Below are 25,867 nucleotides of genomic sequence, written 5' to 3'. Positions count from 1 at the left end.
TGCCGCCACCGAACCCTTCCCGACGTACTCAGGAGCACCCCATGTACTCAGCCATCAAAAACCAACTCCAAGGCGAACTCGACGAGATCCGCAGCGCGGGCCTCTTCAAGACCGAACGCCACATCGATTCCCCGCAGGCCAGCCACATCGCCGCAGGCCAACTCGGCCAGCCAGCCAACACCGTGCTGAACTTCTGCGCCAACAACTACCTTGGCCTTGCCGACCACCCTGACATCATCGCTGCAGCCAAGTCCGCGATGGACGAGCGCGGCTTTGGCATGGCCTCTGTGCGCTTCATTTGCGGCACCCAGGATCTTCACCTGGAACTCGAGGCGCGTGTCTCGGCGTTTTTGGGCACCGAGGACACGATTCTGTTCTCCAGCTGCTTCGATGCCAACGGCGGCGTGTTCGAGTCACTCTTCGGCCCTGAAGACGCGATCATCTCGGACTCCCTCAACCACGCATCCATCATCGACGGCATTCGCCTAAGCAAGGCCAAGCGCTTCCGCTATGCCAACCAGGACATGGCTGACCTTGAGGCCAAGCTCGTTGAGGCCGAGGGGTCCCGTCGAAAGATCATCGTTACCGATGGTGTGTTCTCCATGGACGGCTACCTCGCGCCGCTTGAAGCCATCTGTGACCTCGCCGAAAAGCACGATGCCCTTGTGATGGTGGACGATTCCCACGCCGTCGGCTTTATGGGCCCTACGGGTGCCGGCACTCCTGAGCATGCGGGTGTTTCCCACCGCGTCGACATCTTCACGGGTACCTTCGGCAAGGCCCTCGGTGGCGCCTCCGGCGGTTACGTTTCCGGCCGTGGCGAGATCGTAGCGATGCTGCGCCAGAAGGCCCGCCCCTACCTGTTCTCCAACTCCCTGGCGCCCGCCATCGTGGCCGCCACCATCAAGGCGATCGAGCTCGTGCAGGAATCCGGTGAACTCCGCACCCGCCTGTTCGAGAACGCTGCCCTCTTCCGTCGCCGCATGAGCGAGGAAGGCTTCGAGCTGCTCGACGGCGAACACGCCATCATTCCCGTGATGTTCGGTGACGCCGTCGTGGCCGCAAAGGTGGCCGACGAGATGCTCGGTCACGGTGTGTTCGTCACCGCCTTCAGCTACCCGGTGGTGCCGAAGGGAGCGGCCCGCATCCGCGTCCAGCTTTCCGCCGCACACAGCGCGGACGACGTCGAAGCTTGCGTTCAGGCGTTCGTGAAGAGTCGCGCAGCGGTTGCGTAAGCTGCCCTGCCCCCGATGTTCTCTCACATCCTGCCCCTTTTGACCGGATCCGCTCTCACATCCTGCGGGCTCCCGGCGGATGTTCACTCACTTTCTTGAGGCAAGGGAGAGAAGATCGGGCCGTTTGGGGGTGGATGTGAGAGAAGATCGGGCCGTTTGGGGGTTGGATGTGAGAGAAGATCGGGCCGTTTGGGGGTTGGATGTGAGAGCGCATCGATCTGGGCACCCGTCATGCCTTCTGACAGGATGGAGCCATGGCTTCGAATTATGACGTGGTAATCGTTGGCGGCGGCATTGCGGGGCTTTCCCTGGCGTCCGCGCTCGCAGGGAAGTGCACGGTTGCACTGGTGGAGGCGGAGCAGTCGTTGGCCTTCCATACTTCTTCGAGGTCGGCCCGCCAGTTGATCCCAAGCTACGGTCCGCCCGTGGTGCAGGAGTTGACTGTCCGGACCTTGGAGATGATGAGGGCGCGCGACGCCGAACTTCCTGAGCCCGTCCTTACCCCGCGCGGCTTCATGCTGGTGGGCGATGAGGAAACTGTCCAGGCAGAGGCCAGCGGCAACATGCACACAATCACCCATGCAGAAGCCATGCAGCTCTGCCCGGTCCTGAAGCCGGACTCGTTCACGGCGGCAGGATTGGACAATGGCTCGTTTGGTTGCGATGCACCCGCCTTGTTGGAAGATCACCGGACGAGGGCCGAGGCCGCCGGGGCCGACATCATCACCGGTGCGCGCGTTCACTCGGCCCAGCGGCTCGGAAGCGGCTGGCAGGTGGGTGCCGGAACGGAAGGTTTCCAGTCCGCCGTCGTGGTTAACGCCGCGGGTGCGTGGGCGGATGAGTTGGCCGTTATCAGCGGTGTGGAGAAGCTGGGATTGCAGCCGTATCGGCGGACTGCGGCGATTGTGAACGTCGAGCATTCGCTGACCCGGCAAACGCCAATGGTGGCTGCGGCCGATCACTCGTTCTACTTCCGCGCCGAGGGTGACCAGGTGCTCATCTCTCCGTCGGAAACCGTGCCCAGCGGTGCCGAAGACGCCAAACCCTATGCCGGCGATGTGGACAAACTCATCAGCAGGCTCAACTCACTGACATCCTTGGGCATCCGTTCAGTGGACCGGGCGTGGACGGGGTTGCGCACGGAAGCCGCGGACGGAATCCCCGTGGTTGGTTTCGACGCCGAAGCGAAGGGCTTCTTCTGGCTGGCAGGACAGGGCGGCTATGGATTCCAGACGTCCTCGGCCATCGCTGAACTTGCCGCAGACCTCATCCTGGGAAACGTAGAGGCCGACAGTCCGGAATCCCGGACAGCTGAGCAGCTTGCGGCCGTCCGCTGGTCCATCCGGCGCTGAACAATAGGGACATGAGCGGAATCAGCAGTCCAGGACAAAACAGCACTCTCATCACCAACATCGGCGAGCTGATGACCCAGGACCTGGAGCATCGTGTCCTCAAGGACGCCGCGATCGTGTTCGAAGGCGAGCGCATTGCCTGGATCGGGTCCAGCAACGATGCTCCCGTGGCCGATACAAAGATCGACGCCGAAGGCCGCGCCGTCCTGCCCGGCTGGGTCGACTCGCACTCCCACCTCGTTTTCGCCGGTGACCGCACAGCCGAGTTTGAGGCCCGGATGGCCGGGCAGAGCTATAGCGCCGGCGGGATTGCCGTCACCACGGGTGCCACGCGCAGCGTCAGCGACGACGACCTCGCCCGCCTGGTGCAGGAGCGGGTGGAGGAAGCCGTCTCGCAGGGAACTACTTACCTTGAGAGCAAGACCGGCTACGGCTTGGACGTGGAGAACGAAGCCCGGAGTGCACGCATCGCCGCGGCCCTGGTGGACGAGGTCACCTATCTCGGCGCGCACCTGGTGCCGGCCGGCTCCGATCCGGAGGAGTATACGGACCTGGTCTGCGGTGAAATGCTCGACGCCGTCCGGCCGCACGTGCGCTGGGCGGACGTGTTCTGCGAGCGCGGTGCCTTCACGGAGGAGCAGTCGCGCCGGGTCCTGACGGCTGCCCGGGATGCCGGGTTGGGACTGCGCGTGCATGGCAACCAGCTGGGTGAGGGGCCAGGTGTGGCGTTGGCCGTGGAGTTCGCGGCCGCCAGCGTGGACCACGTGAACTATCTTTCGGACAAGGACATTGACGCGCTCGCGGGAACCTGGGCGGGCTGGGACCCGGTTACGGGCAGTGGCGTCCGTGGGACCGTCGCAACGTGCCTGCCTGCCTGTGACTTGTCCACCCGACAGCCGCTCGCGCCTGGCCGGGAGCTGATCGATGCGGGCGTCCAGATCGCCCTGGCCGCCAACTGCAACCCCGGCACTTCGTACACGAGTTCCATTGCCTTCTGTGTGACCACGGCGGTCCTGCAGATGCACCTCAGCGTCCATGAAGCCGTCCGGGCGGCGACGTACGGCGGCGCGCTGGCGTTGGCTCGGGAGTCAGGGAACGACGTCGACGGCGAACGGGCGGTGGGTTCGCTCGCCGTCGGTCATCGCGCGGACCTTCACATGCTGAAGGCGCCGTCGGCAACGCACTTGGCGTACCGGCCAGGGATTCCCCTGACGCATTCTGTGTGGCGGGCGGGCGTTCGCGCCGTCTGAGGCAGGTTGAAAGCAAGGTAGGGCGGCGTTCCGGTGGGGACGTCGCCCTTTCTGATCCAGCATTCAGCCAGAACGCTGGCACAGCTGACAGACTGTGGACATGGCAAGGGGAATTCTTCGGATACGCTCAGGAGGGCTGGGCCGGGCCAGGACCACGGCGGGGTTTATTTTGGCGGTACTCATCCCCGTTCTGGCCACGGCGGTGATGTCCTTTGCCCCGGATCTGAACTTTGCCACCCATGTACTGGTGCATTTGACCGGAGTGATGGCGGTGGCGTTTATCGGTGGTCTCTGGCCTGCCGTGCTGGCCGCGATTCTGGACTCGTTGTTGCTGAATTATTTCGAGACCGAACCGGTCGGAACTTTCAGAATCAATGACCCGCAGATTCTGTTTGCCTTGTTCGTGTTTTTGGGGGCGGGGATTGCTGTGTCCTTGGTCGTAGGCCTCTCGGCCAAGCGGGCCCAGGAGGCTATTCATGCCCGTGCCGAAGCGGGGACACTGTTGGAGTTGGCGAGGGACGCCCTGATCGAGAACGACACCATTGCGGCATTTCTGGATAAGGTCCGGGAGACCTTCCAGGTCCGCTCGGTGGGCTTGTTTACCAGGACCCCCGGAACAGGCGAGGGCTGGGAACTCCAGGCCCAGTCGGGTGAACCGCAGCCAAAGCCTCCGGGCTCGGCTGAATCAGGCGGCGGTGCGTACGAGATGGCAGATACCGGGACGGCCCTTGTGGTTTCCGGCAGGACCCTCACCGCCGGAGAGCGGCGGCTGCTGGCGGCACACGCGACCCACCTGCTTTTACTCCGGCAACGTCATGCACTCCAGCTCCGGCTGAAGGCGACCACGAAAATGGCTGAGGGCAACAGCATACGGACGTCCATTCTGAATGCCGTCAGCCACGACTTGCGGACACCATTGGCCGGAATCAAGCTGGCCGTGACCGCCTTGCAGCGCCAGAAGGGACGGCTTGCCGAAGACGTACAGGACGAGATGCTCCATACCATTGACTCCTACGCGGACCGTCTTGACTCCTTGGTGGGCAATCTGTTGGACATGTCGCGGATCTCCAGCGGATCCACCGCCCCGCTCACATCTTCGGTGACCTGGCGTGATGCCATCGAAGATGCGCTGCGGGGTCTGCCGGCAGGAGCGATCCGGATCGATCTGGCTCCTGACACGCCAGCCATTGATGCCGACCTCGGCATGCTGGAACGCGTCATTGCCAATATCGTCGAGAATGCCCTGAAATACGCGGCGGGCTCGGATATCGCCATCGTGGGACCTGCCAATGGACCAGCCAATAGGCCAGGGGTTGCCACGATTGAAGGACGCCCCTGTGGAGAACTGAGGATTGTGGACCACGGCCAGGGGGTGGCCGCCGCGGATGTGATCGCGATGTTTGAGCCGTTCCAGCGGCTGGACGACGCGCCGGCGGGCCTGGGAATAGGACTCGGACTGGCCGTTGCGAAAGGATTTACCGAAGCGATGGGCGGCCAACTAAGGGCGGAACCGACACCAGGAGGGGGACTGACCGTTGTCATCCGCCTTCCTCTTTCCACCGGGGACGGAAACCCACATCACGCACCCGGCACCCCGGAACGAAGGGAGCCATGAGGACTGTACTCGTCGTAGACGACGAACCCCAACTGCTGCGCGCTTTGCAGGTAAATCTGCGTGCTGAGGGATATCAAGTGCTCACGGCACTGGACGGCACCGCTGCTCTGCAGCAGGCCACGGCCAACCACCCGGACCTCATCGTTCTGGATCTTGGACTTCCGGACATTAATGGCGTTGACGTCATCACTGCGATCCGCCGTTCCAGCAGTACCCCGATCATTGTCCTGTCTGCCCGGCAAGGGTCCGTGGACAAAGTCCGCGCTTTGGATGCCGGCGCGGATGACTACGTCACGAAACCGTTTGGCCTGGATGAGCTACTGGCACGGTTACGCGTGGCCGAACGCCGTCTGGGCACGTCCGACGGCGGCGAACAAGTTGTGATTGTCGACGTCGGGGACTTCGCAGTGGACCTCGAAAAGAAGAAAGTGACACGCGATGGCTCACCAGTACGGCTGACCCCGCGGGAATGGGCCATCCTGCAACTGCTGGTCTGCAACCCGGGACGGCTCATCACCCAGCAGCAGATGCTTGCCAGGATCTGGGGCCCGGGTTACGACGGAGAAACGCATTACCTCCGCGTCTATATGGGACAGCTGCGACGCAAACTTGAAGCCGACCCTGCCCGTCCCAGGCATCTGCTCACCGAGGCTGGAATGGGTTACCGCTTCGAGCCGTAACCGGCAGCGACGGGCATGTCTTTAAGGGACAGCCGGGGCGTTCCGGAGGGGCGTAAATGATTCGTAAATAGAAATGCCTATCCCGTTTCAATGCCTTCTGTCGGTGTTAGCTTCGGCTGTGACCGCGGTGCATTGACCGCGCGGAAGGGAAACCATGACCACGTTGAGCAGGCCCCCGGCTGACCCGTCGGCGCCCAAGCCGGGCGGCAAAGCCGCGCTGAAAAACTGGTTGTTGTTCGGGCTCCAGGACAGCAAAGGCACGCACCAGGGTCCCGGCGGACTAACTGCGGCCAATGAGAAGAAGCATCCGTGGTGGCAGGTCATGTGCCTGACCGGCGTCGATTACTTCTCCACCTTGGGTTACCAGCCGGCAATCGCGGCCCTGGCCGCCGGTGTGATCTCACCATTGGCGACCATGGTGCTCATCGTCGTCACCCTGTTCGGCGCCCTGCCCGTCTACCGCCGCGTGGCCCGGGAAAGTCATCGCGGCGAAGGCTCCATTGCCATGCTTGAACGCCTCCTGCCACGCTGGGGCGGCAAGCTCTTCGTCCTCATCCTGCTCGGATTCGCCGCCACCGACTTCATGATCACCATGACCCTCTCCGCCGCGGACGCAAGTGCACACCTGATCCAGAACCCTGTCGCCCCAGGTTGGTTGCAGGGCCAGAACATCCTCGTCACGCTCTTCCTTCTGGCTCTGCTGGCTGCGGTCTTCCTCCGAGGTTTCAAGGAAGCCATCGGAGTGGCCGTCGTCCTCGTCGTCCTTTACCTGGGCCTGAATGCCGTGGTCGTGGCCGTAACCCTCGCCCAGGTATTCACGCACCCGGTGGCCATGGGCGGCTGGTGGAACGCGCTCTGGACCTCGCACGGGGACCCGGTCATGGTGGTGGGAATCGCCCTGCTCGTCTTTCCCAAACTTGCCCTCGGCCTGTCAGGCTTCGAAACAGGCGTCGCCGTCATGCCCCAGGTCCGCGGAGACGACACCGACACAGAGGAAAACCCCGAAGGCCGCATCCGCGGAACCCGCAAAATGCTCACCACCGCAGCTGTCATCATGAGCGGATTCCTGGTCACCACCAGTTTCATCACCGTCGTACTGATCCCGGAACAGGAATTCCAACCCGGCGGACAAGCCAACGGCCGCGCCCTGGCCTTCCTCGCCCACGAGTACCTCGGCGTGGGATTCGGCAGCATCTATGACATCAGCACCATCGCAATCCTGTGGTTCGCCGGAGCCTCCGCCATGGCCGGACTGCTGAACCTCGTCCCGCGATACCTGCCCCGATACGGCATGGCCCCAGGCTGGGCCAAAGCCGTCCGCCCCCTGGTGCTCGTCTTCACCCTCATCGGTTTCCTCATCACCTTCCTCTTTGAAGCCGACGTCGATGCCCAGGGCGGCGCCTACGCCACCGGCGTTCTTGTGCTCATGACCTCGGCAGCCGTTGCCGTCACGCTCTCTGCACGCCGGCGCAGGCAGCGAAAACGCACCATGGGCTTTGGCATCATCTCCCTGGTGTTCACATACACCACGATCGCCAATATCTTCGAACGGCCCGAGGGCATCAGGATCGCCGGAGTCTTCATTCTGGGCATCATCGTGATTTCCCTGCTCTCGCGCATCCGCCGCTCCTTCGAACTCCACGCCACACGCGTCCATCTGGATCGCCAGGCCCTGGAATTCATGTCCGACACCCTCGAAGGCCCCATCGCAATCATCGCCCACGAACCGCTGCGGCTCACCGCCGAAGCGTACCGGGACAAGCTCACTTCAGCGATCGAGGTCAGCCATCTGCCGCTGGAACAGCAAGCCATCTTCCTCGAAGTGATCGTCGACGATTCATCTGACTTCGAAACGGAACTACAAGTACACGGCGTGACGCGGCACGGGTACCGGATCCTGGAGGTCCACGGCCCCGTGGTACCTAACACGATCGCGTCCGTCCTGCTCCATATCCGGGACGTCACCGGGCTCATGCCACATATCTACTTCCGGTGGACCGAAGGAAATCCTTTCACCAATCTCCTGCGCTTCCTGTTCCTGGGCGAGGGCGAAATCGCTCCCGTCACAAGGGAAGTGCTGCGTGAGGCAGTGCCCGATGTCACCCAACGCCCGTGGGTCCACGTCGGCTGACCAAGGAGGTGTTCCCGCATGGGCCCGCATCAAGGCGATACCGACGGCGGAGTGAGGTTCGCTGCACCGCCGGACTCAGTGGAGGGTTACGGAGGACGCGGTGTAGACGGAGCAGCGTATCGCCCTCCGGGGGGCTACCTCTTCAGGGACAATGCCGGCGATACCTGGTGGATCATTTTCCAGGTATCCTCTGACCCGGCTTCTCACGGACCCAACGTTCGTGGAGACGTCCTCGGCTGCAGCGAATCCTACGAGGAGCTTGTTCACGTACGGGTGCTGGCCGCCGACGTGCTCCGTGTGGACGCTGATGCCGCCTTCCGCCAAAAGTTACCCTCCAGCTATGAGGAGGCTGCAAATGTTGCCGCGGGCATCCCGCGTGCTGGAACACCATTCCGGCGTGAAGGGGGCGGGGCGTAAAGGAACCGTAAAGGATCCCCGATTTTCCTGTTTCCACGTTTTCTCCGGTGCTACGCTCCCCGGGATCACGTCGGCAGACAGGAAGACGAGGCAGTGACAACATCGGCCCGGAAGGACATTCCGGACAGCATCCCAAACCCTGAACGCAAACGGCAATCAGGAAATCCGCTGGTGCGATGGTTGTTGGAACACCGTGTCCATCAGCCCGTCGGTCCTGAATCCGTTGAGGACCATGCCACCCAACAAAGCTGGTGGAAGGTCATGTGCCTGACGGGTGTCGATTACTTCTCAACGTTGTCCTACCTACCCGGCATAGCAGCCCTGGCAGCGGGTGCGCTTTCGCCGCTGGCGACCCTGTTAATCGTTGCTCTGACATTGCTGGGCATGCTGCCGATGTACCGAAGGGTGGCAAAGGAAAGTCCCCACGGACAGGGATCCGTGGCCATGCTGGAGAACCTGCTGCCTTTCTGGCGCGGCAAGATTTTCGTACTCGTCCTTCTCGGCTTTGTTGCGACATCGTGGATCATCACCATCACACTGTCCGCGGCCGACGCAACAGTACACCTTCTGGAGAACCCGTTCCTTCCGCCTTTCCTTGAAGGCCAAGCAGTCGCCGTGACGGTGGTTCTCCTCCTGATCCTGGGCGGGGTGTTCCTGATGGGCTTCAGCGAGGCCGTGGCCGTGGCGATCCCGCTCGTAGCCGTGTTTTTGGGACTGAACGCCATCATCATCGGCGTTGGGATCGTGGACATCGCAGCTTCTCCGGCTCTGTTGTCCTCCTGGTCCGAAGCACTGACTGCCGCGTCCGGTGGAGGCTTGGGTGGGCTGGTCCTGCCTGCCCTTGTCGCCTTCCCACTCCTCGTATTGGGCCTTTCAGGATTCGAGACCGGCGTCAGCATGATGCCACTGGTCTCGGCGAACGGTACGACACCCGGGGAACGGCTCGCCGTCCGTATCAGGAACACCCGCAAACTCCTTACGACCGCTGCTGTCATCATGAGCGTCTATCTGATCGGCAGCAGCTTCGTCACGACCGTTCTGATACCCGCAGAAGCTTTCCGGGAAGGCGGGGCAGCAAATGGCCGTGCCTTGGCCTACCTGGCACACCAAAGGCTCGGTGAAGGATTCGGATCGGTATACGACATCAGCAGTATCCTCATCCTCTGGTTTGCCGGGGCATCGGCCATGGCGGGACTGGTCAACATCGTCCCGCGCTATCTTCCGTCCTATGGCATGGCTCCCGATTGGACCCGGGCAGTGCGCCCCGTCGTCCTCGTCTACACAGCCGTAAGCATCCTGATCACCATCGGCTTCAAAGCAGACGTGAACGCCCAGGCAGGAGCTTATGCCACGGGGATCCTCGCCATGATGGTTTCCGGATCGGCTGCCGTGACGATCTCCGCCCTTCGCCGAAAACGACGGCGGGCCGCCAGCGGCTTCATAGTCCTGACTCTCATTTTGCTTTACGCCCTGATAGCGAACGTCATTGAGAAACCTGACGGACTCACCATCTCCGGCTTCTTCATCCTGGGCATCATCGTGGTGTCCCTCGTTTCCAGGGTCAGCCGGACGACCGAGTTGCGGGTGGATCGAATCCAATTCGACGAGAATGCGCGTCGTTTTATCGCAGATTCCCTCGACTATGACGGCCGGCTCAACCTCATTGCCAATCGCCCTCAAGCACGGGACGCTGCCGAATACGCGGCCAAGGAAACCGACCAGCGCGAATTGAACCCGGTACCTGGCTCCGCCGACGTCATCTTCCTCGAAATCGATGTTAGTGACCCGTCCAGCTTCAGCGATACCCTCACCGTTACCGGCGTCGAAGTTGCCGGTCACCGCGTCCTGCGGGCCCAAAGCCCCGCCGCGCCGAACGCGATCGCTGCGATCCTCCTGGCTCTCCGCAACGCCACAGGCGTTCGTCCCCACGCCTATTTCGAATGGTCCGAAGGCAACCCCCTGGCACACCTGATGCGCTACCTGCTGCTGGGCCGCGGCGACACCGCTCCTGTGGTCCGGGAAATCATCCGCGAAAACGAACCCGACCCCGACCTTCGGCCAGGCATCCATGTCGGCTAACCCCAAGCCGTCGGCTAACCCCAAGCCGTCGGTTAAACCCAAGCCGAACCGGACCCCTGGACCACCCCAGGCTGGGAACGGCAACACACGCCTGCGGTGGAAGCGCCGGGACCCACAGACACGGCGTGAGAACGTCTTTGGGCGCGCCCTTTCGCACCCAGTCCGCTCAGTACCCCTCGCTTTCCTGGCGGTCATCCTCCTCGGCGCAGCCCTGCTGATGCTGCCTGTCTCACGCAACGGCACTGATCCAGCCACGCTCATGACGGCCCTGTTCACCGCCGTGTCCGCGACGTGTGTCACGGGCCTGATTACCGTGGACACGGCAACCTATTGGACACCTTTCGGGCATGTCGTGATTCTGGCATTGATCCAGGTTGGCGGGTTCGGCATTATGACCCTCGCGACCCTGCTGGCCCTGCTGGTTCGCAAAAGCATCGGCTTGCGCGGCCAGCTTGTTGTGCAGTCGGAAACGCACACCCTCAATCTCGGGGATGTCCGCTCGGTGCTGTTCCGGGTTGCCCGGATCATGGTCGTTTTTGAGGCGGTAACGGCTGCAGTCCTGGCTGTCCGGTTCTGGTTCGCCTACGACTCCAACCCAGCTGTTGCGCTATGGCATGGGGTCTTCCACGCAGTGTCTGCCTTCAACAACGCCGGGTTCGCGCTCTACAGCGACAACCTGATCAGTTTCCGCGAAGATCCTTACATCCTGGTCCCCATCTGCCTGGCCATCATTTCAGGTGGTCTCGGCTTCCCCGTCCTCATCCATTTGCTCAACGGCGGGGGACTGCGGGTCCGTAACTGGACGGTTCATTTGCGCCTTACAGTCTTCGGTACGGTCTTCCTGCTCATTGCCGGCTTCGTTTTGTTCGCCGCGTTCGAATGGAACCGGGCCGAAACGCTGGGGCCGCTGTCCCTCCCGGGGAAGATCGTCGGTTCCTTCGCCGGAAGCGTGTTCCCGCGCACCGCGGGATTCAACAGCATCGACTACGGGGTGGCCTCACCGGAGACGCTGATGGTGAGCGACATTCTGATGTTCATCGGAGGGGGTAGCGCTGGGACTGCGGGTGGAATCAAGATCACCACTTTCCTCCTCCTGGCGTTCGCCATCTGGAATGAAGTCCGCGGCCGGGACGATGTGACCATCGCCCACCGGTCCATTAGCCCTGCCTCGGTTCGGCAGGCCCTTTCGGTAGCCCTGCTCGGCATTGGTGCGGTTATTACCGGAACCATGCTGCTGCTCATGTTCACCGACTACAGCCTGGAGAAGGTCCTGTTCGAATCCATCTCGGCGTTCGCCACGGTTGGCATGAGCACAGGAATCACGTACAACCTTCCTCCATCGGCTGAGTGGGTACTCATGGTTCTGATGTTTACGGGCCGTATCGGGACCGTCACGGTCGCTTCCGCACTGGCCCTGTCCTCCCGCCCCCGCCTGTTCAACCTGCCCGAAGAACGGCCGATCATCGGCTAACAGGGACAGGCTGGACGCTCGCTGCTCCGCTTCACTGTTTCCTTCACTGTTTCCGCTCGCCGGACCGCACGAGCGTTCTGACTACTGGCGCGCCCAATTGCCTGATCCACTCCAGTAGATGATCCTTGTGAGATCGAAATTGATCGTTTAGTGTTTCTATAGATCATAAAACGTCACTGGATGAGCAGGAGCGAAACACACGATGAGCGAGAACACACTGGGCGCCTTCATGGAAGAAGAGCTGGTATCACAGCCCGATGTCTGGCAGCGGGCCATCGACCAGGCCGGTGCTGAGAAGTTGCTTCCCGCCGACGGTCAGCGGATCGCCGTCATCGGCTGTGGCACCTCCTGGTTCATGGCCCAGAGCTATGCAGCCGCCCGTGAATCCGCGGGCAAAGGCGTGACGGATGCCTTTGCGGCGTCGGAGGCTTTCCTGAACAGCAACAGTGCGGATCGCCAGTACGACGCCGTTGTGGCCATTACGCGGTCCGGCACCACCACTGAGGTGCTGGAGATCCTGACGGGGCTGAAGGGCATCGTCCCCACTGTCGCCATCATTGGCGATACGGCGTCTCCAATCGTTCACCTGGCCGATACCGTGATCGGACTCCCGTACGCAGATGAGCGATCCGTGGTGCAAACCCGCTTCGCAACCTCGGCACTGGTGTACTTGCTCGCCAGCCTTGGCATTGACCTGAAGCAAGCTATCGAAGACGCAAGGGACGCAGTGACAGGTCCCGTGCCGCAGGAACTCCTGGATGCTGAGCAATTCACCTTCCTCGGTACCGGATGGACGGTTGGCCTGGCCCACGAGGCAGGACTTAAGATGCGCGAAGCCGTGCAGGGCTGGACCGAGTCCTACCCGGCCATGGAATACCGCCATGGTCCCATCTCCATCGCTGCGCCAGGACGCGTGACCTGGCTGTTCGGCGCACAGCCTGAAGGCCTTGACAAGGACATGGCCGCTACCGGCGCCCTTTACATCCACACGGACAAGCACCCGCTGGCCGAACTGGCCCGCGTCCACAAAGTGACCCTGGAACGTGCGCGCGTCCGTGGCCTGAACCCGGACCTGCCCCGTAACCTGACGCGCTCCGTCATTCTCGACCCCTCCGCCTAGGCCCCGTCATGGTTCTTGGGCAGGCAGAATCAGCGGTCCTGGCCTTCGACGTTGGCGGTACAGACGTCAAGGCCGGACTCGTGGATGCCTTCGGAAACGTCCTGGGCATGCGCCGGGTACCCACGCCCCTTGATCCAGCGCACCCAGGGGAAGCGGTGCTGGACAGGCTCGCAGGGCTCGCTGATGAGCTCGCATCCGAGTTTCCGCACATCCCGGCCAAAGCAGCGGGCGTCATCGTCCCTGGCATCGTGGATTCCGTAGGAGGAATCGGAATCTACTCCGCGAACCTCGGGTGGCGTAACTTCCCGTTCACTGCTGAGGCCGAGAAGAGGCTGGGGCTTCCCGTGGCGTTCGATCACGATGTGCGCTCCGCCGCTGCCGTGGAACACGCTTTCGGCGGATCCAAGGAGTTCAACGACGTCGTGGTCATGGTGGTGGGCACTGGAATCGCCGCGGCAGTCTTCTCCGGTGGTGTGGCCGTCACCGCCGGTGGTTTCGCCGGCGAACTCGGCCACGCCCAGGTACCGGACCCCGACGCCGGAACTGAGGCAACAGGGGCCACCATCCTCGAGGCCGTGGGTTCGGCAGGCGCCATCGCCAAACGGTACAGCAGGAAGTCGGGGAATGCCGTGGACGGTGCCCGCGACGTCCTGCTCCGGTCCCAAAAGGGAGATGCCGTGGCTGCCCGTGTGTGGGCAGACGCCGTGGACGCCCTGGCCTTCACGATCTGCCAGTGCGTGAACATCATCGGCACAGAAGCGGTAGTGATCGGGGGAGGCCTGGCCGAAGCGGGCGAGGACCTTCTCGAGCCGCTCCGTGCCCGGGTTGACCAAATCCTGGACTTCCAACGACGCCCACGCCTCATCCAGGCCCAGCTTGGCCAGGACGCCGGACTCCTTGGAGCGGCATTGAACGCACGAGCGCTCCTGGACGGTGCGCGATGACCGGTCACGACGCGGCCCGCAGCGGCACGTCCCCAAATGCCGGAACCCGCGTTGTCACCGTGACACCCAATCCGGCCATCGACATGACCTACACAGTCCACGGAATCACCGAAGGCGCCAGCCACAGGGTTCCCACACCCATCAGCCGTGCCGGGGGTAAAGGGCTCAACGTTGCCAGGGTGGTTCACCAAGTAGGCCATCCCGTGCTGGCCATCGCTCCTACCGGAGGAGCCGCGGGCCAGACCCTGGCCGCTGAACTTTGGACGAGCGGGGTGCCACATGCGCTGGTGTCTGTCGCCGCCGAGACACGCCGCAGCATCGCGCTCGTGGACTCCCTCGCCGGCGAAACCTCCATTTTCAACGAGGAGGGCCAGGCACTCCTGCCGGACGATTGGCGCTCGCTGACCGCCGCCGTCGTGAAAGCCCTGCACGGCGATGACGGAGAAGGTCCGGCCGCTGTGCTGGTGGGGTCCGGCAGCCTGCCGCCGGATGCACCCGCCGATTTCTACCCGTCCCTGGTGAAGCTGGCACACGACGCCGGCATCCCGGCCATCCTTGACACCTCGGGACCCGGAATCATCACCGCAGCCCAGGCGGGTGCCGATGTCCTGAAACCCAATCACCACGAGCTCGCGGAAGCCACGGGGGAGGCGAGTGTGGAAGCCGCCGCGCTCTCGCTGATTGCCATGGGCGCCCGGACGGTCCTTGTCAGCGCCGGTGCGGAGGGAATGCTCGCCTTCGACCACGCATCGCCCGGCGGGTACTGGAGTGCCCACCTCCCCGGGCCCCTAAGCGGCAACCCCACAGGGGCGGGCGACGCCGGTGTGGCGGCTGCCGCCGTCGCCCTCGCCGAAGGCATTACGGAACCCCGCGAGATTCTGCGCCGGGCCACAGCCTGGTCCGCCGCGGCAGTGCTCATGCCTGCAGCAGGCGAGATTTCGCCGAGGTACCAGGAACTTGAAGAACAACTCATCGTGACATGGAAGGAGACCCGGTGACCCTTGTCAGCACGCGGGAATTGATGGACAAGGCCGCGGCCAACGGTACGGGCCAAGGCGCGTTCAATGTCATCCATGTGGAAACGGCGGAGGGACTGGTGACGGGTGCCGAGACAGCGGGAGTTCCACTGATCCTGCAGATTTCGGAAAACTGCGCGAAATACCACGGTGGACTGGAACCGATCGCGGTGGCGGCTTTGGCGATCGCCCGTGAAGCATCAGTGCCCGTCGCGGTTCACCTGGACCATGCCGAATCCGAGGACCTCGCCATCGCGGCCGTGGACCTGGGCTTTGGCTCCGTGATGTTCGACGGCGCGCACTTGCCCTACGAATGGAACGTCGAAGTCACACAACGGGTAGCCCGTTACGCCCACGAGCGAGGCGTTTACGTGGAGGCCGAACTCGGCAAAGTGGGAGGCAAGGACGGCGCCCATGCACCCGGTGTCCGTACCGACCCCGCGGAGGCGCAGGCGTTTGTTGAAGCAACGGGTGTAGATGCGCTCGCCGTCGCCGTTGGATCCTCCCACGCCATGACCGAACGCAGCGCTGCATTGGACCTGCACTTGATCACGCGGCTGAAGTCTGCGGTCGGAAAACCACTGGTCCTGCACGGCTCTTCAGGCGTCACAGACGACATGCTCGTAGCCGCAATCGGGGCAGGTATGACTAAGATCAACGTATCCACACATTTGAACGGGTTCTTCACCCGTGCCGTCCGTGAGTACCTCGATGCCAACCCCGCAGTGGTGGATTCCCGGAAGTACATCAAGGCCGGCCGGGACGCACTGGCGCTGGAATCCGCACGTATGCTCACGCTGTTCGCCAAAGCGAAATAGCCAGACCCCGCGAAAGGCTCGTCATGACCCGCACCGATCGGCTGACCGCCATCCTTGACCTCCTGGCCGAATCCGGCCATGTGGAAGTCGAGGACATCGTGACGCGGCTTGGCGTGTCACCGGCCACGGCACGCCGGGACCTGGACAGCCTTGCGAAACAACGCCTGCTGAGCCGTACCCGCGGTGGCGCCACCACCGGATCCGTTGCATACGATCTCCCGGGCCGCTATAACCGTGACGACCACGCCCTGGCCAAGCAGGAGATCGCCCAGGCGGCATCGGCCCTGATCCGCCCCGGAGCCGTGATCGGCTTGAGCGGGGGAACCACCAACACGGCGCTGGCGCAGCTGTTGTCCACCCGTGAGGACCTCAACGCACCGTCCAACAGGCCCACCCTCACGGTGGTGACCAACGCGATCAACATTGCCTCGCAGCTCGCCGTTCGTCCGAACATCAAGATCATGGTTACCGGGGGCATCCTGAATCCGCGTTCCTACGAGCTCGTGGGGCCCTACACCGACGTGATCATGCAGAAGGTTGCCCTGGACATTGCGTTCATCGGGGTCAACGGTGTTGACCCGGACCTCGGCCCCACGATCACCGATGAAGGCGAAGCAATGGTGAACACCGTCATGGCGCGCCGGGCCACCGAATCCTACGTGGTGGCTGACTCCTCGAAAGTAGGCCGCCGCTCCTTTGCGGCCATGGCAGGGTATGACTTCCGGCACCTCATCACGGACGCCGGGATCAGCGCTGAAGATAAGGCCGCGTTTGAAGCCAAGGGCACGGAAGTTATCGTCGCACCTGCCAACTAACCGGTCCTGCAACCCACCGTTCCCGCAACTAACCGTTCCCGCTAGAAACGCATTCTCGGCGCGTGAAGCACTGAATCGTCAACATCCCGTGGCACCCACTGGCTGAACGGTTTGTCCAGGCTGTACTGGCCGTCGTCGGTCCTTACCAACGTTCGGAGTTCGGCATTGTCCGGGTTGTTCAGCGATTCGAAATACTCAACAGTCCAGTGGAACCAGCGCATGCAGAACAGCCTCATGGTCAGACCGTGGGTGACCATGAGGGTATTTGGGGCATACGTCGGCTTTTCCCAATGGCGGTAAAGGGTCTCCATGAATGAGGACACGCGGTCGTAGACGTCCGAGCCTGACTCGCCTTCGCGGAACCTGTAGAAGAAGTGGCCGTAAAGGTTGCGCAACTCCTTCTGGTCCTCGATCTCCCCGGCAATCTGAAAATTGGCCCAGTCCTGCTCACGCAGCCTAGGTTCTTCGATGACGCGCTCGATCAGCGGTCCCAGGTCCAACGCCTCAAGAGTCTGGTATGCCCGCAAATAGGGGGACACATAAACGCAGACCTGCTCGCCGTCGAGCTTCTGCCGGAGGGCCTCACCAGCTATCCGCGCCTGTTCAATTCCACGTTCGGTCAGCGGAATGCGGTAGTCCGGCACACGGTTGTAGATTGACGTGTCGGCATTGGCGGCGGACTGGCCGTGCCGGATCATGAAGATTCTCCCTGGGGCACTCATCCCACCAAGCATAGGGTCTGCCTACGGATGGAGCGGGAACGTGCACAGTTCACGGCAAAGTGGCAGGAACTGCAGGCAAGATAGGTACATGCTCCTTGCTTCCCGCCGCCGCCTGCGCGCCGAAGTACTTATCGTACTGGGCCTGTCTTTGGGCCAATCAGCTGTGTATTCCGTGGTGCAGCTCCTGGACAAGATGACGCGGGCGCCGCTGTCCGAGGCAACCTCCACTCTTAACAGGTCCCAAAGCACCCGCGAGTACTTCGACCTCACGTATCAACTACTGGACATTGTCTTCGCTTTGGTGCCGGTGGTCCTGGTGTTCTATTTCCTGTCATCGCATGCCCAGGGTGGGCGGGAAGGCGCAAGTGGCTTTGCCCGGCTGGGGTTCAACTTCGCACGCCCCGGCAAGGACCTTTTGCACGGATTGGGACTCGCAGCAGTCATTGGCATCCCGTCACTTGGCTTGTACGCGGCCGGCCGTGCCCTGGGTATCACCACCGCCATTGTGCCCAGCGGCCTGGAGGCTTACTGGTGGACAGTGCCTGTGTTGATTCTCTCCGCGATTCGCCACGCGATCGTTGAGGAAGTGATCGTCGTGGGATACCTCATGGACCGTTTCGGAAAATTCGGTTGGAGCACGCCGCTGGCCATTGTCGTGAGCGCGGCCCTTCGCGGCAGCTACCACTTGTATCAAGGCTTCGGGCCGTTCATCGGCAACTTCGCCATGGGCTTGGTCTTCGCCGGGATCTATACCAAGACGAAGCGGGTGATGCCTTTGGTCATTGCGCATGCGCTGCTGGACATCGTCGCGTTCGTTGGCTTCAGCCTCTTCGGCAAGGCGATAGGCCTGGGCTAGACAGCCTTGAAGCCAGGGGACCCTTAAAGCCAGGGGACCCTTAAAGAGAAATCCGGCCGCCATCGGTGGGTGACGTCGTTGGCACCCGCTGATGGCGGCCGAAGCTTGACCGGACACACTGGACCTGTGACCCAACATGCTGGACTGGAGGGGACCAGGCCCCAGGGAAGGTGTGCGTCAGATAGTGACGGCGCCGGATGCGGTTTCGAAAGTGACGGACATGATGCCAGGCGTACCGTGCGGGGCCATCCACTGGACAGCGACGTCCTCAAGCGGCTTCTCGACGGGCTCGCCCAGCCATTCGGTAACGCGCTCCGCCGAGCCTGCAATGGTGAGGCTGGACATCTTGACGTCACTCTCATAGACCTTGGACGGGTGCAGTGAGGGATCGCCCTCCCACTTGAGCAGGTAAGGCACCTGGGGATCGGCGATCAAGCCGAGAATGCCGATCTGCTGCCATACGAGTTCGCGGCCATCCGGGAACTTGCGGTTGCCCGGAACTGCGGACCGGCCGAGGCGTTCCTCGAAGGGGGCGAGGTCGTCAACGGCGACGCACCAGCCCATCCAACCGCCGCCAGCCGCCGAGCGTGCGCGGACTGCCTGGCCAAAGGGTGCCTTGTCGGAAGCAGGGTGGTCCAGGACCTCTACGACTTCCAGGTATTTGTTATCCGCCAAGGGAATGATCATGTTCCGGGTACCGAAGCGCGGGTGCACTCCGCCCCGGACTGCGTCCACTCCCAGAGCTGCGGAAATTCGTTCGGTGGTGGCCAAAAGGCCATCTCGTTCACAAGCGTAAGAGACGTGATCCATGCGCATGGCTTCATCTTGGCACTTTGTGATCGGGGTCTCAGCTAAGGGAAGCCTTACTAACATGGGATGTTATTGTGCGCCGCTGGAACGCTTCACGCCGGGTCGCGTAAAGACTGAAAAATACTGCCTTCGTCACAATGCTGTCCAAGTACCCGGGCGCTTCCTAGACTGGCCCCAGCCCACGCCTACAGCGATCAACGGCAAACCCGCGCGCCACGAAGAGGAGAACCCAATGTCCCAAGGATGGTCTTTCGAAACCCGCCAGATCCACGCAGGGCAGGAGCCCGACGCTGCCACGGGGGCGCGGTCGCTTCCGATCTACCAGACCACGTCCTTCGTTTTCCCGAGCGCAGAGAGCGCAGCCAACCGCTTTGCACTGGCCGAGCTCGCCCCGATCTACACGCGTATCGGCAACCCAACACAAGACGCCGTGGAGCAGCGGATCGCCAGCCTCGAAGGCGGGCTGGGCGCGTTGCTCCTTAGCTCAGGACAGGCCGCGGAAACCTTCGCTATCCTGAACATTGCCGAGGCCGGAGACCATGTCGTCGCGAGCCCCAGCCTCTACGGTGGCACCTACAACCTGCTGGCGCACACTCTGAAGAAGTTCGGCATCTCCGTGACGTTCGTGGAGGATCCGGACAACCTGGACCAGTGGCGGGACGCCGTGCAGCCCAACACCAAGCTGTTCTTCGGCGAGGTTGTGTCCAATCCGCGCCAGGACGTCCTGGACATCGAGGGTGTTTCACGCGCCGCGCACGAGGCTGGCGTGCCGCTCATCGTGGATAACACGCTCTCAACCCCCTACCTCATCCGTCCCATCGAGTGGGGTGCGGACATCGTGGTGCACTCGGCTACCAAGTATCTGGGCGGCCACGGCGCGGCGATCGCCGGCGTGATCGTGGACTCCGGAAACTTTGATTTCGGCAAGGACCCGGAGCGCTTCCCCGGATTCAATACTCCGGACCCCAGCTACAACGGACTCGTTTACGCCCGGGACCTTGGCAAGGATGGCGCGCTCGGAGCCAACCTCTCCTACATTCTCAAGGCGCGCGTGCAGTTGCTGCGCGATCTGGGTTCGGCGGTTTCCCCGTTCAACGCCTTCCTCATCGCCCAGGGCCTGGAAACCCTGAGCCTGCGCGTCGAGCGTCACGTCTCGAACGCCACCAAAGTGGCTGAATGGCTGGAAGCCCATGACGACGTCGAATCGGTTGCCTTCGCGGGCCTGCCGTCCAGCCCTTGGTACGACCGCGGCCGTAAGTACGGGCCGAGGGGTACCGGTGCAGTGGTGGCATTCAACATCAAGGGTGGCGTCGAGGCCGGCAAGCGATTCGTCGACGGCCTGGAGTTGCACTCCCATGTTGCCAACATCGGTGACGTCCGCTCGCTGGTTATCCACCCGGCGTCGACTACCCACAGCCAGCTCACGGTCGAACAGCAGCTGGTTGCGGGCGTGAATCCAGGCCTCGTCCGCCTCTCTGTGGGAATAGAGCACGTGGACGACATTATTGCTGATCTGGAGGCCGGTTTCCGGGCTGCCAAAGGCGCTTAATCGCGCTGCTGGGAGAGCGGCCGCCCGCCGTCGAAAATTCGCCGGGCGGCCCTTCGCGGTGCGTGTTCCTGAACGAAGCGGCGCCAAACCGTCACACAGCTGTCACATTCTTCGCCAAGACAGCGGTATTTTTCCTAGACTCTACGTATTAGGTCATGAGTGCCAGCGACAGCCCCGGCTTGCTGGCCGGCAACCCTCCTCCGCGGTGGGGTGCCCCGGGTGAAGACCTGGCCTGTCGCACGCAAGGCGGCAGGCAAGCGCGAGGTTAGGTGTCAAAGGAATGACCATTACTGCTACAGCACCCCCCAAACCGGGCAAAGAAGACGGGACGGTCAAGTACGCCGGCGTAGGTTCGCTGGAACTTGAAGCCGGCGGTTTTCTCCCGGATGTTGTGCTTGCCTACGAAACCTGGGGGCAGTTGAATGCGGATGCGTCCAACGCAGTCCTGGTTCAGCACGCACTGACGGGCAGCACGCATGTGGCCCGCGGTGCAACTGATGAGGAAGGCTGGTGGGAGCAACTCGTTGGTCCCGGCGCGACGATCGACACCAACCGGTTCTTCGTTATCTCCATCAACATTGTGGGCGGCTGTTACGGTAGCACGGGCCCATCGTCAGAGGCGCCGGACGGACGGCCCTGGGGATCCCGCTTCCCGCTGATCACGTTGCGCGACAGCACGGTGGCTGAAGCCCGGCTCGCTGATGCTTTGGGGATCAAGGCATGGCACGCAGTCCTTGGCGGTTCCATGGGTGGGGCGCGGGCACTTGAGTGGGCGGTCACCTTCCCTGAGCGTGTTCAGCGGTGCGCGGTTATTTCTGTGGGCGCCTACAGCACAGCCGAGCAAATCGCTTTCGCCCAGTCGCAGACGCTCGCCATCCGCCAGGACCCGAACTTCAACAACGGCGATTACTACGGTGGACCAACTCCTGAGGCAGGCCTTGCCCTGGCCCGACGGATAGCGCACATCACGTACCGGTCAGCGCTGGAGCTTGATGTCCGCTTCGGCCGGGAAGCCCAGCACCAGGAGACGCCCCTGGCCGCTGCGGTCCTGGGGGAGCGTGGCCGCTACCAGGTGGAAAGCTACCTCGATCACCAAGGCACCAAGCTGGTGCGCCGGTTCGATGCGAACAGTTACATCGCCATCACCGAGGCGCTGATGTCCCACGACATCAGACGGGGCCGGGGCACCTTGAAGGAAGCCTTGGCCGCGGCCACTGCTGAATTCTTTGTGGCAGCCGTCGATTCCGACCGCCTCTATTTTCCGGCCCAGTCAGTGGAACTGGCGCAAAACCTGCCAGGCAATGTGCCTGTCCACGTGATCGAGGCCCCCATCGGCCACGATGGCTTCCTCACCGAAATCGGGCAACTATCGAAGCAGCTTCGCGAGGCCTTCTTCGCCTAAGCCGGCTCAGCCGTTCATGATGTCGCCGCGCTGCTTCATGTAATCCTCCATGGCAATTTCGCCGTTGCTGAACTTGAGGTCCAGTTCGGCCAGCTTGCGCGCGCGGAAGCCTTGCTGCTCAGAGCCGCTGTGGCTCGGAAACGTAGGTGAAGAAGCGTTCGACGCCGGTCCTGGCGGCGGTGGGGCATCGGCAGGGCGGATGGTGGTGGGCTGCGTGGGATAGCCCGGATAATTCGGCTGCGGGTAACCCGGTCCCGGAAGATTCTGCGGGGGATAGCCGGGGCCCGGATAATTCGGGCCCGGGAAATTGCGGTCCTGGAGCCGCCGCGCCCGGGACTTGTTGTACATGCGTATCCCCATGGGAATCAGCCACGAGCAGACGATGATCCAGAAGATCAGATTGTTCACGGTGCAGGCCTCCTAGGTCTTAACCCAGCTTAGTCCCGCAGTTTCACACCAGCTTTGTCTCCATGCCCAGGAACTTCCCGTAGCGTTCCACTTCTGCCTCCAAGGCTTGTTGTTCGGCTGTTGTGAGTGGCCTGTTCATTCTGATGTCGAGTTCGCAGATCCCATCCGAGAAGCTGTGGCGCCACCATCCGGTCAACCTGCCATCCAGCAACACCACGTGAATTGGAGCATCGCCCTCGGGGAAATAGGGCGCCCTGCCGCCGAGGTAATGCCTCGATTGTGAATAGCCCATCACGTACTCGTCGTAGCACTGGATGAGATCGACACGGGGAAGTCCTGGCCCATCGTCACCTGGTGGGGGAGTCGCTGCAAGTGCCTCCACATCTTCTGCTGGCAAGTAGAAGTCCAAGCCGTCCACCGCCACAGTTGCCAACGCGCCCGGAACGGACTCTTCAGCTACCTGCAAGCCAAGCCGTACATCCTTGATGGTCAGTCCGGACCACGCGGCACAGTCCTTGATGGTGGCAGGTCCCCGGCTGCTGAAGTACCGCAGGGCCAGCTGGCCCAAGGCCCATTCGCGGTCGCCGTCCTCCGTCAGGGACATATTGCCGTCGGGCACACGTTCCTCGAACAAGGCGTATGTCTGTTTCAGTGCACCCCCTGCAGAACGGACCGGGCTGCCGCTCACCAGGATTTTGCTGATCTCGGCGTGCATGAGGTGGTAAACGAAGCCAAGGCCTTTGCCGGGGAGCCCCGCCTTTTCCAGAATTCCGGCTAGTTCTTCGCGTGTTTTGTGGGCTCCACCGGCCACCGCTTCGGCAAGGATGTGCCCGCTGCGGGCGGCTGCGTGCTCATCAACTCCCGCCTGCCGGTACATGCCCTTGTTGCCTTGATGAAGGCGATCTGCAGACAAACCCATCAACCAGCCGAGGTCGTCACGGTGCACAAAATGCCACGTCGGCCGCAGGATATGCGTCCGGAGGATCCTGCCATCAGCCACCGCCTGCTCCACCTCATCGGCAGTGCTCCCGACCGCCCTTTGGGCAGTGCTCCCGACCGCCCTCTGGGCAGTTCTCCCGACCGCCCTCTGGGCAGTGCTCCCGACCGCCCTCTGGGCAGTGCTCCCGACCGCCCTCTGGGCGAGGCTCCACCTGGCATACGGAAATTCCTGCGACTGCACCGCCAGGAGGTTGCGCAGAACATCATCAACGTTTTCGCCGTAGGGAGCCCGCAGCTGCTGACGGCGAAGGCGCAGGGGGACAACATTGTTAGGCTGCATCGAATCCTCCCGGCCGCAGTCGCATCAGCTCAGCCGCGCGGCAGCATGGTGCCGTTGGGGCCGAAGACCGGTCCCGGCGTCGGGCGTTTGGGGGTGATGCCGTCGCCGGAGGATCGATGCCGCAACCTGCGGATAACCCACGGAACAAAGTACTCGCGGGCCCACACCAGATCCGAGGATCGGGCCTCGCGCCAGGTGCGGACCGGCAGGGGCTTGGGCACCAGGGGCTCGAGGGTGTGCTGGACGTTCAGCGCTTCAAGGACCATCATCGCGATGGTGTGGTGTCCCAGAGGTGAGAAGTGCAGGCGGTCTTCGTCCCACATCCGCGGATCGGCCAACTGCCTCAGGGACCACATGTCCGCGATGATGGCATCGTGCCGTGCAGCTACAGTCCTCAGGTTTTCGTTGTAGATGGCCACCTTGCCACGGATGCGGCCCAACACCGAGGATGCAGTGTCCGGTCCGTTGAACAGCACCACAGTCGCCCCACCGGAGGCCAGTTCCTGAACAGCAGCGTCCAGCTTCTCCGCCAAGAGGTCCGGGTCGCCACCGGGCCGGATGAGGTCATTGCCGCCAGCCGAAATCGAGACAAGGTCCGGCTGGAGTTCCAGGCAAGGGCCAATTTGTTCATCCACGATCTGCTGCAGCAGCCGCCCACGGATAGCAAGGTTGGCATAAGCGAAATCCTCATGACCGCGGCCCAGTTCCTCCGCTACACGGTCAGCCCATCCCCGGAAGCCGCCGGGGTTCCGGGGCTCCGGATCGCCGATGCCTTCCGTGAACGAATCCCCCAGTGCCACGTAACGGCTCCAAGGGTGTGTTTGAACCGGTTCGCCCGGCTTCACCAATGAATTGACGTCACTCACGCTTTCCATCCTGCCTTGAACCTGCGAACCTACGCCACCGTAGGTTGTTACTCATCAGTAACTGCAAGAATAGACCCATGACTGAAGCCGTTGCATTCCCCGCGCCCGTTGTCCTGTGGTCCCATGAAGAAGCTGAACGGGAGGGCAAGCCGCTTCTGGTGCTGCTGCACGGCTACGGCTCCAATGAAGACGATCTCTTCAGCCTCGCGGGCCTGCTTCCCGAGGGCTTTGTGGTGGCTTCCCTGCGGGCGCCAATGCCCATGGGCCCCGGCTTCACCTGGTTCCCGCTCACTGCGTCAATCGACTATTCGCTGGAAGCAGTAAAGCTTGCCGCGGAGTACGCCCTTGAATGGTTGGATACGGTCAAAGCCAATCATTCTTCAGTGACGCTGCTCGGCTTCTCCATGGGCATGGCCATGGCGACCACCATGCTCCGGTACCGTCCCGCGGACTTCGCTGCCGTCGTCGGGCTTTCGGGTTTCGTGGTGGACGCCGGCGATGACCCCGCCTTCCGCGATGCCGAACTGGACGGCACCTCGCCGATGTTCTGGGGCCGCGACCAGCAGGACCCTGTCATTACTCCGGACAAGATCGAATACACCATGGGGTGGGTGCGCAAGCACGTGGACCTCACCAAGGTGCTCTACACAGGCATGTGGCATGGCATTAATCAGCAGGAAATCGGCCACGTAGGCGAATTCCTGACGCACAAAGTCCTCGCATCTTAATGCAACGCGGGGTCACTTACGGCCCATAAATGGCGTCACCATGGGCTTTAAGTGACCCCGCGTTGCTTCAGGCGGAGATAATCCTTACGGTCTGGCCGTTGACGGTGACGGTGTCGCCGGCGTGCAGCTGGCGGCCCCGGCGTTCGTCGATCTCGTCGTTGACCTTCACCAAGCCATTCTTAATGAGCTCGGTGGCCTCCACGCCGTCCTCCACCAGGTTGGCCAGCTTCAGCAGCTGCCCGAGGCGGATCATGTCGTCGCGGATGGGGACCTCTTCGATTTCCGGGTTGCTCATAAAGCAATG

At 62.6% G+C, this 25,867-nt stretch carries 24 protein-coding genes and 1 riboswitch; of the genes, 18 read left to right on the top strand and 6 right to left on the bottom strand.

Going from position 1 to position 25,867, the window contains the following annotated elements:
* Window positions 1-41 precede the first annotated feature (41 nt).
* From AC6I97_RS17125 to AC6I97_RS17060, 14 genes are all read left to right on the top strand, one after another.
* On the top strand, window positions 42-1,235 hold the full coding sequence (locus tag AC6I97_RS17125; protein WP_309927737.1) for a glycine C-acetyltransferase: 1,194 nt from the start codon (window positions 42-44) through the stop codon (window positions 1,233-1,235).
* 254 nt (window positions 1,236-1,489) lie between these two features.
* The gene (locus AC6I97_RS17120) at window positions 1,490-2,587 is read left to right on the top strand and encodes an NAD(P)/FAD-dependent oxidoreductase (protein ID WP_497945515.1); all 1,098 of its coding nucleotides are present in this window, start codon (window positions 1,490-1,492) and stop codon (window positions 2,585-2,587) included.
* Window positions 2,588-2,598: 11 nt separating this feature from the next.
* Complete coding sequence (hutI, locus tag AC6I97_RS17115) at window positions 2,599-3,837, top strand: imidazolonepropionase (protein WP_497945514.1); 1,239 nt, start codon at window positions 2,599-2,601, stop codon at window positions 3,835-3,837.
* A 100-nt stretch (window positions 3,838-3,937) separates the two neighbouring features.
* Window positions 3,938-5,452 (top strand): sensor histidine kinase, encoded by a 1,515-nt coding sequence (locus tag AC6I97_RS17110; RefSeq protein WP_497945513.1) that lies wholly within the window; start codon window positions 3,938-3,940, stop codon window positions 5,450-5,452.
* A complete protein-coding gene (locus AC6I97_RS17105) occupies window positions 5,449-6,132 on the top strand; it encodes a response regulator (protein WP_224092072.1) in 684 nt (227 codons plus the stop codon). Before AC6I97_RS17110 ends, AC6I97_RS17105 begins: the two co-directional genes overlap by 4 nt.
* Window positions 6,133-6,286: 154 nt before the next feature.
* Window positions 6,287-8,263, top strand: coding sequence for an APC family permease (locus AC6I97_RS17100; RefSeq protein WP_224166918.1), 1,977 nt, complete (start codon window positions 6,287-6,289; stop codon window positions 8,261-8,263).
* An 18-nt stretch (window positions 8,264-8,281) separates the two neighbouring features.
* Window positions 8,282-8,680, top strand: coding sequence for a hypothetical protein (locus tag AC6I97_RS17095; protein ID WP_497945512.1), 399 nt, complete (start codon window positions 8,282-8,284; stop codon window positions 8,678-8,680).
* Window positions 8,681-8,773: 93 nt separating this feature from the next.
* A complete protein-coding gene (locus AC6I97_RS17090) occupies window positions 8,774-10,759 on the top strand; it encodes an APC family permease (protein WP_497945511.1) in 1,986 nt (661 codons plus the stop codon).
* Window positions 10,749-12,230: a TrkH family potassium uptake protein gene (locus tag AC6I97_RS17085; RefSeq protein WP_497945510.1), complete on the top strand. Its 1,482-nt coding sequence runs from the start codon at window positions 10,749-10,751 to the stop codon at window positions 12,228-12,230. The genes AC6I97_RS17090 and AC6I97_RS17085 overlap by 11 nt, the downstream gene beginning before the upstream one ends.
* Window positions 12,231-12,432: 202 nt before the next feature.
* Window positions 12,433-13,350: an SIS domain-containing protein gene (locus tag AC6I97_RS17080; RefSeq protein WP_224092089.1), complete on the top strand. Its 918-nt coding sequence runs from the start codon at window positions 12,433-12,435 to the stop codon at window positions 13,348-13,350.
* 8 nt (window positions 13,351-13,358) lie between these two features.
* Entirely contained in the window at window positions 13,359-14,294 is a 936-nt protein-coding gene (locus tag AC6I97_RS17075) for an ROK family protein (RefSeq protein ID WP_497945509.1), read from the top strand.
* Complete coding sequence (locus AC6I97_RS17070; RefSeq protein ID WP_497945508.1) at window positions 14,291-15,292, top strand: 1-phosphofructokinase family hexose kinase; 1,002 nt, start codon at window positions 14,291-14,293, stop codon at window positions 15,290-15,292. Before AC6I97_RS17075 ends, AC6I97_RS17070 begins: the two co-directional genes overlap by 4 nt.
* A complete protein-coding gene (locus AC6I97_RS17065; protein WP_497945507.1) occupies window positions 15,274-16,128 on the top strand; it encodes a class II fructose-bisphosphate aldolase in 855 nt (284 codons plus the stop codon). Before AC6I97_RS17070 ends, AC6I97_RS17065 begins: the two co-directional genes overlap by 19 nt.
* 23 nt (window positions 16,129-16,151) lie before the next feature.
* Window positions 16,152-16,943 (top strand): DeoR/GlpR family DNA-binding transcription regulator, encoded by a 792-nt coding sequence (locus tag AC6I97_RS17060; protein WP_224092101.1) that lies wholly within the window; start codon window positions 16,152-16,154, stop codon window positions 16,941-16,943.
* A 41-nt stretch (window positions 16,944-16,984) separates the two neighbouring features.
* Here the strand turns inward: AC6I97_RS17060 and AC6I97_RS17055 are convergent, their stop codons facing one another.
* Window positions 16,985-17,641: a histidine phosphatase family protein gene (locus tag AC6I97_RS17055; protein ID WP_309927761.1), complete on the bottom strand. Its 657-nt coding sequence runs from the start codon at window positions 17,639-17,641 to the stop codon at window positions 16,985-16,987.
* 112 nt (window positions 17,642-17,753) lie between these two features.
* On the opposite strand from AC6I97_RS17055, the gene AC6I97_RS17050 reads away from it, so the two are divergent.
* A complete protein-coding gene (locus AC6I97_RS17050; protein WP_497945506.1) occupies window positions 17,754-18,521 on the top strand; it encodes a CPBP family intramembrane glutamic endopeptidase in 768 nt (255 codons plus the stop codon).
* Window positions 18,522-18,698: 177 nt separating this feature from the next.
* Here AC6I97_RS17050 and AC6I97_RS17045 read toward each other — a convergent pair whose 3' ends face one another.
* On the bottom strand, window positions 18,699-19,337 hold the full coding sequence (locus AC6I97_RS17045) for a VOC family protein (protein ID WP_216925364.1): 639 nt from the start codon (window positions 19,335-19,337) through the stop codon (window positions 18,699-18,701).
* Window positions 19,338-19,524: 187 nt separating this feature from the next.
* Here AC6I97_RS17045 and AC6I97_RS17040 point away from each other — a divergent pair, with 187 nt between their 5' ends.
* Entirely contained in the window at window positions 19,525-20,880 is a 1,356-nt protein-coding gene (locus AC6I97_RS17040) for a bifunctional o-acetylhomoserine/o-acetylserine sulfhydrylase (protein WP_497947158.1), read from the top strand.
* Between the two features lie 151 nt (window positions 20,881-21,031).
* Window positions 21,032-21,146, top strand: a riboswitch (SAM riboswitch).
* Window positions 21,147-21,160: 14 nt separating this feature from the next.
* A complete protein-coding gene (gene metX / locus AC6I97_RS17035; protein WP_224092107.1) occupies window positions 21,161-22,282 on the top strand; it encodes a homoserine O-acetyltransferase MetX in 1,122 nt (373 codons plus the stop codon).
* Between the two features lie 6 nt (window positions 22,283-22,288).
* Here the strand turns inward: metX and AC6I97_RS17030 are convergent, their stop codons facing one another.
* From AC6I97_RS17030 to AC6I97_RS17020, 3 genes are read right to left on the bottom strand one after another with little or no spacing between them, the layout of a single operon-like run.
* The gene (locus AC6I97_RS17030; RefSeq protein ID WP_497945505.1) at window positions 22,289-22,690 is read right to left on the bottom strand and encodes a hypothetical protein; all 402 of its coding nucleotides are present in this window, start codon (window positions 22,688-22,690) and stop codon (window positions 22,289-22,291) included.
* A 43-nt stretch (window positions 22,691-22,733) separates the two neighbouring features.
* Window positions 22,734-23,969, bottom strand: coding sequence for a winged helix DNA-binding domain-containing protein (locus AC6I97_RS17025; RefSeq protein WP_497945504.1), 1,236 nt, complete (start codon window positions 23,967-23,969; stop codon window positions 22,734-22,736).
* 29 nt (window positions 23,970-23,998) lie between these two features.
* Window positions 23,999-24,844, bottom strand: a complete 846-nt coding sequence (locus AC6I97_RS17020; RefSeq protein WP_224092127.1) for an SGNH/GDSL hydrolase family protein — start codon at window positions 24,842-24,844, stop codon at window positions 23,999-24,001.
* A gap of 68 nt (window positions 24,845-24,912) precedes the next feature.
* On the opposite strand from AC6I97_RS17020, the gene AC6I97_RS17015 reads away from it, so the two are divergent.
* Window positions 24,913-25,563 carry an alpha/beta hydrolase gene (locus tag AC6I97_RS17015; RefSeq protein ID WP_497945503.1) on the top strand — a complete coding sequence of 217 codons (651 nt, stop codon included), beginning with the start codon at window positions 24,913-24,915 and terminating at the stop codon, window positions 25,561-25,563.
* Between the two features lie 67 nt (window positions 25,564-25,630).
* Here AC6I97_RS17015 and AC6I97_RS17010 read toward each other — a convergent pair whose 3' ends face one another.
* On the bottom strand, window positions 25,631-25,858 hold the full coding sequence (locus AC6I97_RS17010; protein WP_224092129.1) for an RNA-binding S4 domain-containing protein: 228 nt from the start codon (window positions 25,856-25,858) through the stop codon (window positions 25,631-25,633).
* Window positions 25,859-25,867: the final 9 nt, after the last annotated feature.

It is taken from the genome of Arthrobacter sp. TmtSoilC48 (genome assembly GCF_059739425.1).
This window is presented reverse-complemented; position numbering and strand designations above follow the sequence as displayed.